15 protein-coding genes and 2 tRNA genes are annotated in these 15,594 nt (G+C 69.4%); 12 read left to right on the top strand and 5 right to left on the bottom strand.

Annotation, left to right across the window (positions count from 1 at the left end):
- Nucleotides 1-554: 554 nt before the first annotated feature.
- Both RAB71_RS09795 and dapA read right to left on the bottom strand, forming a co-directional pair.
- Nucleotides 555-1,079 carry a hypothetical protein gene (locus RAB71_RS09795; protein WP_010343910.1) on the bottom strand — a complete coding sequence of 175 codons (525 nt, stop codon included), beginning with the start codon at nucleotides 1,077-1,079 and terminating at the stop codon, nucleotides 555-557.
- A 17-nt stretch (nucleotides 1,080-1,096) separates the two neighbouring features.
- Nucleotides 1,097-2,005: a 4-hydroxy-tetrahydrodipicolinate synthase gene (dapA, locus tag RAB71_RS09790; protein ID WP_010343911.1), complete on the bottom strand. Its 909-nt coding sequence runs from the start codon at nucleotides 2,003-2,005 to the stop codon at nucleotides 1,097-1,099.
- Between the two features lie 166 nt (nucleotides 2,006-2,171).
- Here dapA and RAB71_RS09785 point away from each other — a divergent pair, with 166 nt between their 5' ends.
- The 9 genes from RAB71_RS09785 to RAB71_RS09745 all read left to right on the top strand — a co-directional run bounded on the left by RAB71_RS09785 (nucleotide 2,172) and on the right by RAB71_RS09745 (nucleotide 8,128).
- The gene (locus RAB71_RS09785; RefSeq protein WP_087943489.1) at nucleotides 2,172-2,747 is read left to right on the top strand and encodes a glycine cleavage system protein R; all 576 of its coding nucleotides are present in this window, start codon (nucleotides 2,172-2,174) and stop codon (nucleotides 2,745-2,747) included.
- A gap of 65 nt (nucleotides 2,748-2,812) precedes the next feature.
- Nucleotides 2,813-3,292: a peroxiredoxin gene (locus RAB71_RS09780; protein WP_010343914.1), complete on the top strand. Its 480-nt coding sequence runs from the start codon at nucleotides 2,813-2,815 to the stop codon at nucleotides 3,290-3,292.
- 82 nt (nucleotides 3,293-3,374) lie between these two features.
- On the top strand, nucleotides 3,375-4,775 hold the full coding sequence (locus RAB71_RS09775; RefSeq protein WP_010343915.1) for a PhoH family protein: 1,401 nt from the start codon (nucleotides 3,375-3,377) through the stop codon (nucleotides 4,773-4,775).
- A 41-nt stretch (nucleotides 4,776-4,816) separates the two neighbouring features.
- Complete coding sequence (locus RAB71_RS09770; RefSeq protein WP_175300611.1) at nucleotides 4,817-5,266, top strand: hypothetical protein; 450 nt, start codon at nucleotides 4,817-4,819, stop codon at nucleotides 5,264-5,266.
- 84 nt (nucleotides 5,267-5,350) lie between these two features.
- A complete protein-coding gene (locus RAB71_RS09765) occupies nucleotides 5,351-6,019 on the top strand; it encodes a YoaK family protein (RefSeq protein ID WP_010343917.1) in 669 nt (222 codons plus the stop codon).
- A gap of 47 nt (nucleotides 6,020-6,066) precedes the next feature.
- Entirely contained in the window at nucleotides 6,067-6,876 is an 810-nt protein-coding gene (gene thiD / locus RAB71_RS09760; protein WP_010343918.1) for a bifunctional hydroxymethylpyrimidine kinase/phosphomethylpyrimidine kinase, read from the top strand.
- A complete protein-coding gene (locus RAB71_RS09755) occupies nucleotides 6,873-7,742 on the top strand; it encodes an alpha/beta fold hydrolase (RefSeq protein ID WP_104609578.1) in 870 nt (289 codons plus the stop codon). Before thiD ends, RAB71_RS09755 begins: the two co-directional genes overlap by 4 nt.
- Nucleotides 7,743-7,804: 62 nt before the next feature.
- Nucleotides 7,805-7,881 (top strand) — tRNA-Arg (locus tag RAB71_RS09750).
- A gap of 170 nt (nucleotides 7,882-8,051) precedes the next feature.
- Nucleotides 8,052-8,128 (top strand) — tRNA-Arg (locus RAB71_RS09745).
- Between the two features lie 129 nt (nucleotides 8,129-8,257).
- Here the strand turns inward: RAB71_RS09745 and RAB71_RS09740 are convergent.
- The 3 genes from RAB71_RS09740 to RAB71_RS09730 all read right to left on the bottom strand — a co-directional run bounded on the left by RAB71_RS09740 (nucleotide 8,258) and on the right by RAB71_RS09730 (nucleotide 11,478).
- Nucleotides 8,258-9,052, bottom strand: a complete 795-nt coding sequence (locus tag RAB71_RS09740) for an SDR family NAD(P)-dependent oxidoreductase (RefSeq protein WP_010343921.1) — start codon at nucleotides 9,050-9,052, stop codon at nucleotides 8,258-8,260.
- A gap of 361 nt (nucleotides 9,053-9,413) precedes the next feature.
- Nucleotides 9,414-10,403, bottom strand: coding sequence for a DedA family protein/thiosulfate sulfurtransferase GlpE (locus RAB71_RS09735; RefSeq protein WP_010343922.1), 990 nt, complete (start codon nucleotides 10,401-10,403; stop codon nucleotides 9,414-9,416).
- A 139-nt stretch (nucleotides 10,404-10,542) separates the two neighbouring features.
- On the bottom strand, nucleotides 10,543-11,478 hold the full coding sequence (locus RAB71_RS09730) for a LysR substrate-binding domain-containing protein (protein ID WP_010343923.1): 936 nt from the start codon (nucleotides 11,476-11,478) through the stop codon (nucleotides 10,543-10,545).
- Between the two features lie 149 nt (nucleotides 11,479-11,627).
- Between RAB71_RS09730 and RAB71_RS09725 the strand changes: the two genes are divergently transcribed.
- From RAB71_RS09725 to RAB71_RS09715, 3 genes are all read left to right on the top strand, one after another.
- A complete protein-coding gene (locus RAB71_RS09725) occupies nucleotides 11,628-12,329 on the top strand; it encodes a pirin family protein (protein WP_010343924.1) in 702 nt (233 codons plus the stop codon).
- 219 nt (nucleotides 12,330-12,548) lie between these two features.
- Nucleotides 12,549-14,684, top strand: a complete 2,136-nt coding sequence (gene glgX, locus RAB71_RS09720) for a glycogen debranching protein GlgX (RefSeq protein ID WP_010343925.1) — start codon at nucleotides 12,549-12,551, stop codon at nucleotides 14,682-14,684.
- A gap of 342 nt (nucleotides 14,685-15,026) precedes the next feature.
- Entirely contained in the window at nucleotides 15,027-15,578 is a 552-nt protein-coding gene (locus RAB71_RS09715; RefSeq protein ID WP_029562229.1) for a CPBP family intramembrane glutamic endopeptidase, read from the top strand.
- Nucleotides 15,579-15,594 lie beyond the last annotated feature (16 nt).

The raw sequence follows: 15,594 nt of genomic DNA, 5'->3' as shown, positions 1-15,594 counted from the left end.
CGCGGTTACACCCTCGTAGGACGCGAGGCTTCGCCCGTACCCTCATCCGCCCCTTCGGGGCACCTTCTCCCGAGGGGAGAAGGAAGAAGCCGGAGCCCCTCTCCCCTCGGGAGAGGGGTTGGGGTGAGGGTACGGCGCGCAGCAGCGCGCTGAAGCAAGGAGCGGCTCTTATTGCCTTTTTTGAATCAGCCGCGACGCGCATCTTGCAGAGCCCATCGCGGCCAACGCCGCTACTTGCACACGCAGGGCGCCTCTGACAACTCGCGTTGCCGCCGCTCGACCGGATACGCGGTTACACCCTCCTAGGCGCGAGGCTTCGCCCGTACCCTCATCCGCCCCTGCGGGGCACCTTCTCCCGGAGGGAGAAGGAAGAAGCCGAAGTCCCTCTCCCTCCGGGAGAGGGGTTGGGGTGAGGGTACGGCGCCCAGCGTGGCGCTGAAGCAAGGAACGGCGCTTGCCCTTGCACTCCTTTCTCGCGGAACGAAAACGGGCGCACTAGGCGCCCGTTTCGCATTCTGCAGCCAGATCCGGCGCACGCGCCGGGCCACACCGGATCAATGACCCAGCTTGGCCTTCAGCGCGGCGATCAGCTTGACCGGCGCTTCGCCGGTGGCCGGCAGGCCGCGCGGATCCACCGCCGAGACGTACACGCCGGCATCCACCGCCACTACGCGCACCAGGAAGTTGCTGCCTTCGTAGGCCACGTCGTAGGAGCCCAGCAACTGCGCGCGGCTGGCGATGGTGACGCCTTCGATGCCGCCGAGCGCATCGCCGACCTGGCCGAACACCTGGTCGCGGGTGCCCGGCACCACGAAGCCGCTGTTCGAGGCCGCCGGGGCTTGGCCGGCCGGGGCCGCAGGCCGCTGCGCCGAGGCCAGCGCCGGCACCTTCATCGCTGCCGAGGTATCGGGCGAGGTTAGATCCGGCGGCACTTCCAGCGGGCGCATGTCGGGCGCCAGCGCGTAGTCGCCGCGCGGCTTGCCCTTGTGGAACCAGCTGCAACCGCTGGTGGCCGCGACCAGGGTGGTCGCCAGCACGGCGGCCGACAGCACGCGGACGTAGGGAACGGAAGCACGCATCAATCAATCTCCTGGAGTCAGGCCGCGAGCGTTTCGCGGCTGGATAGGTCTTCCAACGCGGCAGCGTCGGCGGCAAGTCGGTCGGCCGTGGCATGGTGCGCCGTGGACAGCGGAAGCAGCGGCAGCCGCAGGCCCTGGCCGATCCCGGCGCGCTGCAGTAGCGCCTTGACCGGGATCGGGTTGGATTCGATGCCGCAGAACGCATGGAACGGCTGCAGCCGCGCGTCCCAGGCCTGCGCCGGCTCGGCCTGCCGCGCGCGCGCCAGGTCGCACAGGCGCCGGTAGGCGCGCGGCAGCGCGTTGGAGGCCACCGAGATCAGCCCGTCGAAGCCGGCCAGCATCGCCTGCGCGGCGCTGCCGTCGTCGCCACTGAACACGGCGAACTGGTCGCTGCGCAGGGCCGCCAGCGCGGCGATGCGCTGCGGGTCGCTCACGGCTTCCTTGATGCCGACGATGTTCGGATGCTGCGCCAGTTGCGCCACGGTCTCCGGCAGCAGGTCGCAGCCGGTGCGGCCGGGCACGTTGTACAGCAGCACCGGCAGGCCGCCCTGCTCGGCGACCTGGGTGTAGTGCGCGATCAGGCCGGCCTGGGTCGGACGCACGTACGGCGGCGTCACCACCAGCGCGTACTGCGCGCCACCGGCGGCGGCGCGCTGGGTCAGCGCCACGGTCTTGGCGGTACCGGACAGGCCGGTGCCGGCCAGCACCGGCACGCGCCCGCCGATCGCCTGCACCGCTTCGCGCAGGATCCGGTCGTATTCCTCGTCCAGCAGCGTGGCCGCCTCGCCGGTCGATCCCGCCACCACCAGCCCCTGCACGCCGCCGTCGAGCTGGCGTTTGAGCAGCCGCTGCCAGGCGTCGAGGTCGAGGTCGCCATTGCCCTGGAAGGGCGTGGCCAGGGCGGTGATGATGCCGGAGAGAGACAAGATGCCGGGTGCTCGCTGGGAGAAAAGGGCCGCGCAGGCTGCGCGGACGGGTCGGCCCCGCACGCGCGGCAAGGTCGCCCCGCATGTTACTTGCGGCCCGAAAGCGCGGGCAAGTATGCTGCACACCATGCCGGGCGACCGCCCGGATGCCGTTCAGCCTTACGCAATGCCGGAAGCCCCTTTGACTGACACCACGCCCCGGCCCGCGCCGACCGAAAACCACCTCCTGATCAACGCCTACACGACGCATCCGGAGTCGCCCTTGTTGCCGGTGACGCGTCGCATCGCCGACAGCGGCTGCAATCTCGTCGATGCGCGCCTGGCCACGGTCGGCCGCGACGTGTCGGTGACCGCGCTGGCGACCGGCTCGTGGGACTCGGTGGCCAAGCTCGAAGCCATGCTCACCCGCCTCGACCGCGAGGAAGGCATGAAGCTGGTGTGGTACCGCACCGGCGCCAAGCAGGCGCAGTCCAACCTGCTGCCGTACATCGTCGAAGTCATCGCCGCCGACAAACCCGGCATCCTGTTCCAGTTGGCCGACTTCTTCGACCGCCAGGGCATCACCATCGAGAACCTGCAGAGCACGCGCTACCGCGCCATGCAGACCGGCGCGGAGATGTTCTCGGCGCAGGTGACGATCGGGGTGCCGGCGAACATGCACATCGCCGCGCTGCGCGACGACTTCCTCGAGTTCTGCGACCACCTCAACCTGGACGCGATCATGGATCCGATGAAGTTCTGAGTGCGCCGCGCTGGACACCGACGCAATCGAACGCGGATGATGGCGATGCACGCGGAGGACACCCCATGAAGGACGGCGACACCCTGGACCGCAGCACGCTGGCCTTGCCGCTGGCGCTGTCCGGCGGCGCAAGCGCCACGCTCGGCGACTACGCCGGCCGCTGGCTGGTGCTGTATTTCTATCCGAAGGACAGCACGCCCGGCTGCACCACCGAGGGCATCGAGTTCAATGCGTTGCTGCCGCAGTTCGAACAGGCCGGCGCCACCGTGCTGGGCGTGTCGCGCGACTCGGTGAAGTCGCACGACAATTTCTGCGCCAAGCAGGGCTTCCGCTTCCCCCTGATCAGCGATGCCGACGAAGCGCTGTGCCGCGCCTTCGACGTGATCAAGGAAAAGAACATGTACGGCCGCCAGGTGCTGGGCATCGAGCGCAGCACCTTCCTGCTCTCGCCGACCGGCCAACTGGTCCGCAGCTGGCGCAAGGTCAAGGTCCCCGGCCACGCCCAGGCCGTGCTAGACGCGCTGCAGGCCGCCGCCAAGCAGTGACCACTGCCGTTTCCCGCACCCCGCATCGCCCTGCCCCGCAGGCAGCGATGGTTCGTCCCTGCTCCTCTTTCAGGAATCCATGATGACCCGAGGCAAGCGCATCTACGTGCTGGATACCAACGTGCTGATGCACGATCCGACCGCGCTGTTCAAGTTCGAGGAACACGACGTGTTCCTGCCGATGCAGGTGATCGAGGAACTGGACAATGCCAAGAAGGGCATGTCCGAAGTCAGCCGCAACGCGCGCCAGGTCAGCCGTTTCCTCAACGAGCTGATCGAGGGCGCCGGCGCCGAGCAGATCGAATCCGGCATCCCGCTCAGCCATCCGCAGGGCATCCAGCTCAAGAGCACCGGCAGCATCGGCCGGCTGTACTTCCAGGTGCGCCCGGTCGAGCCGGGGCGCAGCTTCGGCAGCGTCGCCCCGGACAACAAGATCCTGGCCGCGGTGCTGGCGCTGCGCGAGGAGCAGCCGGAAATCCCGGTGATCCTGGTGTCCAAGGACATCAACCTGCGGATCAAGGCGGCGATCAGCGGGCTGGTCGCCGAGGACTACGAGAACGACCGCGCGCTCGACGATTTCAGCCTGCTCTACACCGGCGCGATCGAGCTGCCGGAGAATTTCTGGCAGAAGCACAACCAGGACCTGCGCAGCTGGAGCGACAAGGGCCGCACCTGCTACGAGATCGCCCTGGCCGCCGACGAGGACTGGTATCCGAACCAGTACCTGTACCTGCCCGGCGAGGACGAAGTGGAACTGCGCGTGGTCAAGGTCAACGCCGAGCGCAAGGCGACGCTGGCGCTGGTCGACGACTTCCGCAGCGGCCAGCACGCGGTGTGGGGCATCGCCGCGCGCAACCGCGAGCAGAACTTCGCGCTCAACGCGCTGATGGATCCGGAAATCGACTTCGTCACCCTGCTCGGCACCGCCGGTACCGGCAAGACCCTGCTGGCGCTGGCCGCGGGCCTGGCGCAGACCATGGACCAGCAGCGCTACCGCGAGATCATCATGACCCGCGCCACGGTGAGCGTCGGCGAGGACATCGGCTTTTTGCCCGGCACCGAGGAAGAGAAGATGACGCCGTGGATGGGCGCGCTCACCGACAACCTGGAAGTGCTCACCCACACCCAGGAAGGCGGCACCTGGGGCCGCCAGGCCACCAACGACCTGCTCGCCAGCCGCATCAAGATCCGCTCGATGAACTTCATGCGCGGGCGCACCTTCCTGTCGCGCTACCTGATCCTGGACGAAGCGCAGAACCTGACGCCGAAGCAGATGAAGACGCTGATCACCCGTGCCGGCCCCGGCACCAAGATCGTGTGCCTGGGCAACGTCGAACAGATCGACACGCCCTACCTGACCGAGACCACCTCCGGCCTGACCTACGCGGTGGACCGCTTCAAGGCCTGGCCGCACAGCGCGCACATCACCCTGCGCCGCGGCGAGCGCTCGCGCCTGGCCGACTACGCCTCGGAGGTGCTGTGAACGCGGCGGCCGGCGTGCGCCTGGCCGGCGCGGCGCTGGCCATGGCCCTGCTCGGCGCCTGCGCCACCACGCGCGGGCCGGCCATGGTGCCGACCGCGGTCAAGGCCGGGCAGTCGTGGATCGTCACCCGCAACAGCACCGCCGCGCAGGTGCTCGACACCTGCGCGCGCGACAGCCCGGCGCGCCAGGACGGCGCGGTGACCGGCTACTGGATCCCGACCCCGGAACAGATCGCGCAACTGGAAGCGCACCTGGCGCAACTGCAGCCGCAGATCGCCGACCCCACCGCGTCCGATCGCCAGTACGTCGGCATCCTGTACCGCGGCAAGCAGGCGATCTACGTCAACGCCTTCGCGCCGGACGACGGTAGCGAGCGCGACCCCACGGTCGACGCGGTCCGCGCCTGCGGCGGCGGCAGCCGTTTCTGGGGCGCGGTCTACGACCCGGCCAGCGGCCGCTTCTCCGAGATCGCGGTCAACGGCGCACGCTGAGATGGCCGCAGGCAGGCGCCAACGGCGGCACGCTGGGGCGGCTGTATCCCGCGGCCGCCGCGCCGCGGCTGCTTCGCGCACGGCATGAACCTGGAACTGCCACGCTGGGCCTGGGCCTTCGCCGGGGCGCTGGCCGCCGTCGCCGGCATGGTCAACGTGGTCGGCTATCTCGGCTTCGAGCATCAGGCGGTCACCCACCTCACCGGCACCACCACCCTGCTCGGCGCCGCGCTGGCCGACGGCGACGCGCGCGCGATCGCGCAACTGGTCGGCGTGGTGCTGGCGTTCCTCGGCGGATCGATGCTCGGCGGCTTCATCGTGCAGGACAGCCGCCTGCGCCTGGGCCGCCGCTACGGCGTGGCGCTGGCGCTGGAAGCGCTGCTGCTGCTGGCGGCGATGCAGGCGTTCAAGCAGCAGCAACTCGCCGGCGCGGTCCTCGCCGCGATCGCCTGCGGCCTGCAGAACGCCACCACCACCGTCTACAGCGGCGCGGTGGTGCGTACCACCCACCTCACCGGCATGTTCACCGACCTGGGCATCGGCCTGGGCCAGGCGCTGCGTGGACTGCCGCTGCCGCGCCGACGCATCCGTCTGAGCCTGCTGATCATCGGCGGCTTCCTGTGCGGCGGTGTCCTCGGCGCCTGGGCCTACCGGCAGGTCGGCTTCGACGCCCTGCTCGGCCCCGCCCTGCTGACCGGCACGGTCGGCACGCTATACGCGCTGCAGGCGCACTACCGCAGCCGCGAACGCTGAAGGTGCGGCCGAGTGCATAAGCGACGCCAGCCCTGCACAATCGGCGCATGAGCGAACCCACCGTCGTCTCCGCGCTGAGCATCGCCGGCACCGATTCCGGCGGCGGCGCCGGCCTCCAGGCCGATCTCAAGACCTTCGCCGCGCACCGCGTGCACGGGCTGGCGGCCGCCGCCGCGCTGACCGCGCAGCACACCCGCGGCGTCACCGCGGTGCATGTGCCGCCGCTGTCGTTCCTGCGCGCGCAGATCGATGCCTGCTTCGCCGACTTCGACATCGCCGCGGTCAAGCTCGGCATGCTCGCCAACGCCGAGGTGATCCACCTGGTCGCCGATGCGCTGGAGGAGTACCGCCCGCCGTGGGTGGTGCTGGACCCGGTGATGGTGGCCACCAGCGGCGCCAAGCTGCTGCAGGACGACGCCCTGGACGCGCTGCGCGGCCGCCTGTTGCCGCTGGCGACACTGGTGACGCCGAACGTGCCGGAAGCGCAGTTGCTGCTCGGCCGCCCGATCGACACCGCCGACGACGCCGAGCACGCCAGCGCGGCGCTGCTCGAGGCCGGCGCACAGGCGGTGCTGCTCAAGGGCGGTCATCTGCAGGAAGGCCAGCGGGTGATCGACCGCTACGACGACGGCGTCAGCCGCAGCGAGTTCAGCCACGCACGACTGGCGCTGGACGCACACGGCACCGGCTGCACCCTGGCCGCGGCGATCGCCGCACAGTTGTGCCAGGGCCTGGCCTTGCCGGCCGCCTGCGAAGCGGCGATCGACTACGTGGCGCGCGCCCTGCGCGGCAGTTACCGGCCCGGCCGCAGCGACGTGGCGGTGCTGGATCACTTCGGCGCGGCGCGCGGCCCATGAGCGCAGCGCCCATCGCCGCGACGGCGGTCGCCGAGCACGCCCTGCCCGTCGCCGCGGCCGACGGTCATCGCTGGACCTTGCTGGCGCGCGTTCCCGACGCACCGCGGCAGGCGCTGCTGTGGCTGCCGGCGCTGGGCGTGGCCGCGCGCCATTACCTGCCGTTCGCCGAAGCGCTGGCCGCGCACGGCGTGGCGGTGTTCCTGCACGAATGGCGCGGCAACGGCAGCAGCACGCTGCGGCCGTCGCGGCAATGCGACTGGGGCTATCGCGCCCTGCTGCAACTGGATCTGCCCGCCAGCCAGGCGGCGATTGCCCGGCATGGCATCGCGGCACCGCTGCTCGTCGGCGGCCACAGCCTCGGCGGACAGCTCGCCTGCTGCTACGCCAGCCTGCAGCCGCAGGCCTTCGCCGCGCTGTGGCTGGTCGCCAGCGGCACGCCGTACTGGCGCCGATTCCCCGCGCCGCGCGGCTATCTGCTGCCGTTGGCGTATCGCCTGGTGCCATGGCTGGCGCAGCGGCAGGGCGTGCTGCATGGTCGCCGCCTGGGCTTCGGCGGTACCGAAGCGCGCGGCCTGATCGCCGACTGGGCGCGCGTGGGCCGCAGCGGCCGCTACGCCGCGGCCGGGCTGGCCATCGACCTGGAGGCGCGCCTGGCGCACCTGACGCTGCCGGTGCGCGGCGTGGTGCTGCAGGACGACTGGCTGGCGCCGGAGAGTTCGCTGCGCGGCCTGCTGGACAAGCTGGCCACGCCGGCACCGCACCTCCATCGCCTGGACGCCACGCAGCTTGGCGTGGCCACCGACCATTTCGCCTGGATGAAGCGGCCCGCCGCCGTGGCCGCGGCGCTGCTGGGCGAGGATCGGTGAAATTTTTCCGAAAGAGCATTGACGGGCCAGATCGACTCCCGCATAATTCCGCTCCTGACGACGCGCCCGTAGCTCAGTTGGATAGAGTACCTGGCTACGAACCAGGCGGTCGGGAGTTCGAATCTCTCCGGGCGCACCAGTCAGATGAAAAACGACAAGCTACCGCTTGTCGTTTTTTTTTGCCCTGCCGCCGCGATGCGATCGCAACCAGGCCGCGCGCAGCGGCATCGTCGCCCGCTTGCGTCATGCGCACGACACGCAGGTGTAGACGAATCGCCGCAACTCGTGAATAATCCCGCGCCTGACGACGCGCCCGTAGCTCAGTTGGATAGAGTACCTGGCTACGAACCAGGCGGTCGGGAGTTCGAATCTCTCCGGGCGCACCAGTCAGATCAAAAACGACAAGCCAGCGCTTGTCTTTTTTTTGCCTGCGCGGCGGCGATTGCATGCCGCGCGCAGCAGCGAACGATGCGCGCCGCCGGCCTCGCCTGCGCGACCGACCAAGCCACACCAGCTCAGGCGATGGTATCCACCACACCGCCGTCGACGCGCAGCGCCGCACCGGTGGTCGCGGATGCCTGCGGCGACGCGACGTAGACGCACAGATTGGCGACCTCCTCCACCGTCGCGGCGCGGCGGATGATCGAGCTGGCGCGATGCGCCTTGACGAAATCGGCGGCGACCTCCTCCAGCGGCTTGCCGGACTGCTCCACCTGCTCGGACAACATGGCGGCGACGCCTTCGGTCAGCGTCGGCCCCGGCAGGATCGCATTCACGGTGACGCCGGTGCCGGCCATGCGCTTGGCCAAGCCGCGCGACAGGGCCAGATCGGCGGTCTTGGTCACGCCGTAGTGAATCATCTCGACCGGGATATTGAGTCCGGACTCCGACGAGACGAAGAGCACGCGCCCCCAGCCCTTTTCCGCCATTCCTTGCAGATACGCGCGCGACAGGCGCACGCCGGACATCACGTTGACGGCCAGGAAGCGCTCCCACTCCGCGTCGGGTGTCTCGAAGAAGTCCTGCATCCCGAAGATGCCGGCGTTGTTGACCAGGATATCGACCGCAGGAAGCGCGGCGACGATCGCATCGCAGCCGGCTGCAGTCGCCACGTCGCCCACCACGGCGCGCACGCTGGCGGCCGGGAGGTCGCGCTTGAGCGCCGCGACGGCGGCCTCGGTACGGGCCTGGTCGCGACCGTTCAGCGCGACCTCGGCGCCCGCCGCGGCCAGGCCCTTGGCGATTCCGAAGCCGATGCCCGCGGTGGAGCCGGTGACGAGGGCGATTTTCCCGGATAGATCGATGTTCATGGCTGTCTCCGTGCAGGGTGAAGATGAGGATTCGCTTCGGCGCCAGCCTTGCGGGATCGCCGCCGACAGGCGCTTGCCGGACCGGTGGTGTCATCGACCGAATCATGGACGCATCCGCCGGCAAGCAAGTGAACGCGCCCCAGGCGGGACCTCCGCTCGACGTCGCCACGCCGTCTGGATGCGGGCGATGCAGGCGGAAGAATCGAGCACGCTGGGGCGTGACGCGCGCCCTGCCTACCTACCCAACCGCACCCATGACTACAGACGACGCACTCGCCGACATCTGCGGGGGCGTGGAGGCGTATGCGTCGCCTGTAAGTCGTGAGGTCGCCGGGACGCATGACGTTCCCGCCACGGCGACTCACGCCGCGATCGTGTCGCCCTTCGGCGGCGGCGCCACTGCAGCCGCAGCGTCCAGCGCGACCAGCGGATGGCCCGCCGCACGCCACGCATCCAGCCCACCGCGCAGCGGCAGCACGTCCTCGAACGCGTGCTGGCGCAAGCGCTTGGCCAGGATCGCGGCCGAGACCTCGTTCGGGCAGGCGCAGTAGATAACGATCCTGCGATCGCGCGGCAAGCGGGCGACGAGCGCGTCGACCTGGCGATCGTCCACTTCCAGCGCACCGGGAATGGCGAACGGCTCCAGCGTGCGGTAGCCGGGAGCGCGAATGTCCAGCAGCAGCGGCGGCGTCTCGCCCTGCAGCAGCGCGCGCAGTTCGTCGACGTCGATGCGCCGCATCTCCATCGCCTTGCGCAGCGAGTGCCGGCGCCAGGCGCGGTAGCCGACGTACAGCGCCAGCAGGCCGCCCAGCAGCAGCGCCGCGCGCCTGCCGAGCAGGCTCAGCCAGTCCAGCAAGTCCTGCACCTGGTCGGCGAAGCACAGGCCCAGCAACAACCCGACGCCCGCCCACAAGGCCGCGCCCAGCGCGTCGTAGCGCAGGAAGGCCACCGGGCGCACACGCATCGCGCCGGCCATCGGCACCGACACCATCGACAGGCCCGGCACGAACTTGGCCACCGCCAGCACGCGCACGCCCCAGCGGGCATAGAAGCGCTCGGTGCGCTTCATGCAGGTGTCGCGCGACAGCGACAGCCGGCACAGCGACTGCAGGGTGCGATTGCCGTAACGACGCCCGGCACCGAACCACAGCAGGTCGCCGAGCAAGCTCGCCGCGATCGACACCGACAAGGCGCCGAGCAGCGCACTCCACATCGCCGCGCCATCGAGCAGCGCATAGGTCGCCCCGACCAGGATCAACGTGGGCAGCGCCGGTACCGGCAGGCCCAGCGACAAGGCCAGGACGTTGACGAAGACCAGCCCGAGTCCGTAGCGCGCAATCAGGTCCTGCATGGCGTGGCGGGCGGAAGGAAGAAGATGCCGCGCATTATCCTCCCGTCGCCCACCGCACGCGCGGGCAGCAGGGCATCACCGGCGGAACAGACCCATCCATCGTCGCCCTGCGGCAAGCGCGACCGGTGTCCGGCATGCCTCACACACCCTCGTCCAGCCGCGCCGCCATCTGCGCCAGCCATGCCGCGAACACGCCCGACTGACGCATGCGCGCGCGCCACCAGGCGAGCGCCGCGCCCTCCTCGCCGCTGCGCCAGGCCAGCTGGAACACCTCGTCCGGCTTCGGCTCCTCCACGGCCTTGCGCACCAGCGTGCCACGCGCCAGCGCGGCACGCGCATACGGCTCGGGCAGAAAGCCGAAGCCGAGCCCGGCCAGTTGCAGCCGATACTTGCTGCGCATGTCCGGCACGGTCAGCGCGTCCTGGCCGAACAGCAACCCGACCGTGCGCGGCAACAGCCGCCGTGCCGAGTCCGCCACCGCGATCGCACGATGCGCGCTCAACTGGCTGCGACTGAGCGGTTCCGGCGCCTGCGCCAGCGGGTGACTGGGCGCGACCGCGAACACGAACGGCAACGTGCCCAGCGGCTCGGTCACGTAGCCTCCGCCGCTGGGCCCTTCCCCGGCCGCCCCGACCAGCAGATCCACCCGCCGGTCCAGCAGCGCCTCCCAGGTGCCGGACAATGATTCCTGCACCACCCGCAACCGGGTGCGATCGGCGACCGCGTAGAACGCCGCCATGTCCTGCGCCAGGCATTCCGGCGCGAACACCGCATCCAGGCCCAGCGCGAACTCGGTCTCCCAGCCCGAAGCGACGCGGCGCACGCGCAGTTCCAGGTCGCCAGCGGCGCGCAGCAGGTGGCGGCCTTCGCGCAGCAGCTCGGCCCCCGCGGCGGTCGGCACCGCCTTCGGCCCGATCCGCTCGAACAGTTGCACGCCCAGGTCCTCCTCCAGCTTGGCGACGGTGTAGGAGATGGTCGACGGCACCTTGTGCAGCGCCTTGCCGGCGGCCGAGAACGAGCCGCGACGGTCGATGGCGTCGAGGATCTGCAGGGCATCGAGGCTGAGCTTGAGCATTCGAATTTTTCGATGATGGATGCCGAATCTATCCGTTTTTCAAACCCGGCGACAGCGCCGATACTTGTTTCCAAGCCGAAGCGCACGCGAAATCAACAAACCGGGCGCTTTCGATCCACTTGCACATCAACGCCACCAAGGAGCCTCCCATGCTGCAGATCCGCCCCGCCAATACCCGTGGCCGCGCCGAACACGGCTGGCTGTCCTCGCGCCACACCTTCTCCTTCGGCCATTATCACGACCCGCGCCACATGGGCTTCGGGCCGCTGCGGGTGATCAACGAGGACCGCGTGCAGCCCGGCCAGGGCTTCGGCACCCACGCCCATCGCGACATGGAGATCCTGTCCTATGTGGTCGAAGGCGCGCTGGAGCACAAGGACAGCATGGGCAACGGCTCGGTGCTGCGCTACGGCGACGTGCAGCGCATGAGCGCCGGCTCCGGGGTCACCCACAGCGAGTTCAACCACTCCGCCAGCGAGCCGGTGCACTTCCTGCAGATCTGGGTGATGCCCGAGCGCGCCGGGATCGATCCGGGATACGAGGAGAAGCACTTCGCCCCCGACAGCAAGCGCGGCCAGTTGCGACTGATCGCGGCCCCGCAGGGCGAGGACGGCGCGGTGCGCATCCATCAGGACGCGCGCATCTACGCCTCCATCCTCGACGGTGATGCGCGCCTGGACTACCCGCTGGCGGCCGGGCGCGGCGCCTATGTGCAGGTGGTGCGCGGCACGCTGAGCGTCAACGGCCAGACCCTGCAGGCCGGCGACGCGGTCCAGGCGATCGACGAGGCCAGCCTGCAGTTCGCCGATGCCCAGGACAGCGAGTTCCTGCTGTTCGACCTGCCGCGCTGAGCGCTGCAGGCCAGTCGCGCCCGGGACCATCGGACCGGGCCGCGACAGTCGCGATCGCGGCCCGCGCAGCGGCGCCACGGCGTCGTTGCGTCGGCCGCCCGCTCGCTTTCCACTGCGCCCTCACGCCACCCTCGGCATCCCGTAACGCGTCCTGCACGGTGTCCACGGCAATGCTTCCGCTCTCCCTCCCCTACTGCCGGCGTGCCGGCCGAGAGCCCGATGCGCCATCCGACCAGTGCCGCCTATGCCACCCCTTCGCGCATCCGCGAGGGGCGTCCCTTTCCGCGCGGCGCCGTCTTCGACGGCCAGGGCACCAACTTCGCGCTGTTTTCGGCGCACGCTACCCGCGTGGAGCTGTGCCTGTTCGACGAAGACGGGACCGAGACCCGACTGGACCTGCCCGAATACACCAACGAAATCTGGCACGGCTACCTGCCCGACGTGAAGCCGGGCCAGCGCTACGGCTATCGCGTGCACGGCCCCTACGCGCCCAGCGAAGGCCACCGCTTCAACCCCAACAAGCTGCTGCTCGATCCCTATGCGCGCGAGCTCGAGGGCGACCTGATCTGGGCCGACGAGCTGTACGGCTACACCGTCGGCCATGCGGACGGCGACCTGAGCTTCGACGAGCGCGACAGCGCACCGTTCATGCCCAAGTGCGTGGTGGTCGAGGACACCTACGACTGGGAGGACGACCAGCGCCTGCTCACCCCGTGGAGCCAGACCCTGGTCTACGAGACCCACGTGCGCGGCTACACCATGCGCCACCCGCAGGTGCCGGACGAACTGCGCGGCACCTGCGCCGGCCTGGCCCAGGAACCGGTGCTGCGCTACATCAAGGAACTGGGCGTCAGCGCAGTGGAACTGCTGCCGGTGCACGCCTACCTCGACGACCAGCATCTGCTCGACAAGGACCTGCGCAACTACTGGGGCTACAACACGCTCGGCTTCTTCGCGATCAAGTCGCGCTACCTGGCCAGCGGCCATCGCGACGAGTTCCGCGACATGGTCAAGGCCATGCATCGCCAGGGCCTGGAGGTCATCCTCGACGTTGTCTACAACCACACCGCCGAAGGCAGCGAGTTGGGCCCGACCCTGTCCTTCCGTGGCATCGACAACGCCAGCTACTACCGCCTGGCCGAGGACAAGCGCTACTACATCAACGACACCGGCACCGGCAATACGCTCAACCTGAGCAATTCGCGGGTGATCCAGTTCGTCAACGATTCGCTGCGCTACTGGGCCGGCGAGATGCACGTGGACGGTTTCCGGTTCGACCTGGCCACCATCCTCGGCCGCGAGCCGACCGGCTTCGACCAGCGCGGCGGCTTCCTCGACGCGTGCAACCAGGATCCCCTGCTGTCGCAGGTCAAGCTGATCGCCGAACCCTGGGACTGCGGCCCCGGCGGCTACCAGGTCGGTCACTTCCCGCCGGGCTGGTCCGAGTGGAACGACAAGTTCCGCGACAACGCCCGCGCGTTCTGGAAGGGCGATGAAGGCAAGCTCGCCGAGTTCGCCACCCGCTTCACCGGCTCGGCCGATCTGTTCGACCGGCGCGGGCGCCGGCCGTGGGCCTCGGTGAACTTCATCACCGCGCACGACGGCTTCACCCTGCACGACCTGGTCAGCTACAACGGCAAGCACAACGACGCCAATGGCGAGGGCAACCGCGACGGTTCCGACCACGACAGCTCCTGCAACTACGGCGTCGAAGGCGAGACCGACGACGCCGGCATCCTGCAGTTGCGCGAGCGGCAGATGAAGAACCTGCTGGCGACGCTGTTGCTATCGCAGGGCACGCCGATGCTACTGGCCGGCGACGAGCGCGCACAGACCCAGGGCGGCAACAACAACACCTACTGCCAGGACAACGAGATCACCTGGATCGACTGGGAGCGCGACCCCACCGAGGGCCGCCTCACCGCCTTCGTCAAGGCGCTGAGCGCGCTGCGCCAGCGCTACCCGATCCTGACCCGCGGTCGCTTCCTCAACGGCCAGTACAACGAAGAAGCCGGCGTTCGCGACCTCACCTGGCTCAACCCGGGCGGCACCGAGATGGACGATGCGCACTGGACCGATGCCGGCGCACGCTCGGTCGGGCTGTTGCTGGAAGGCAAGGCGCAGACCTCCGGCGTCAAGGAACTGGCCAACGATCATACCTTGCTGATCGTCATCAACGCCTACCACGAGGGCGTGAGCTTCGTGCTGCCGTCCTCGGAAGAGGAACTGCACTGGAAGCTGGTGCTGTCCACCGACGATGCGCTGCAGGTCGACAGCATGCCGGCCGGTGCCAGCGAGTTCCTGGCGCCGCCGCGCAGCGTCAGCGTGTTCGAGTGCCAGACCGCGGGCGCATAGTCGCCACACGCCGTTCCGGAGTGCACGCGGATTGACGCGTCCGCGCCTGCATTGCGTCGCCAGCGCTTGCCGCTGGCGACGCGCACGATGCTGGCATCTGCATGCTCTCTACGACGCACCGCAGTGCATTGGTCTACATGGCCTTTGGCACAGTGCTCGATGGCGCAGGCTCGCTAGGCTGAGTGCCCGCTTCCTTCCAGGTCAGGCATGCAGCACTCCGCGCAAGGCAACACCCACGCCACGTCCAACACCTCCTTCATGCGCCACCCGCTGCTGCGCATTGCGCTCAGCGCCGCGATCCTCGCGCTGGCGTCCTATGCATGGCTCCCGTTTCCGTGGCGCATGCCCGTGGTCGGCCTGCTCGGTCTCTCCTTGGTGTGGATCGAAACGCGCTCCTCCCTCGCGTGCGGCGTGGCGCGCCCTCGCCTGGTGTCGGTGATCGGCTGGACCGCGCTGCTGGTGCTGTTGACCGTGGGCTTCATCACGCCGGTGCTGCAACCGCTGATCGACACCATCACCGGGCACAAGACCGACTACAGCGCCTACGGCGCGCTCAAGGGCAACGTCCAGGCGACGACTCATCTGATCGGCGCGGCGTGGCTGAGCGCAGCGCTCGGCGAAGAACTGGTGTTCCGCGCCTTCCTCATGCACCAGCTCGATGCGCTGCTGGGGCGTCTGCGCGGCGGCCGCTGGATCGCCGCACTGGTCGGCGGCGTGGTGTTCGGCCTGATGCACGCCGCGCAAGGCGCCTCTGGCATCCTGCTGACCGGCGTGGTCGGCACGATGTTCGGCTATGCCTATCTGCGCTCCAGGCGCAACCTGTGGGCGATGATCCTCGCGCATGGCCTGATCGACACCTGGGGCGTGACCACCCTGTATCTGGGCTGGTACTGAGCGCGCAGCGCAGTCG

The sequence above is a fragment of the Xanthomonas sacchari genome (assembly GCF_040529065.1).
GTDB classification, from domain to species: Bacteria; Pseudomonadota; Gammaproteobacteria; order Xanthomonadales; family Xanthomonadaceae; genus Xanthomonas_A; species Xanthomonas_A sacchari.
Note: the sequence above shows the minus strand (reverse complement) of the source record. Positions and strands in the feature narration are given on the sequence as shown.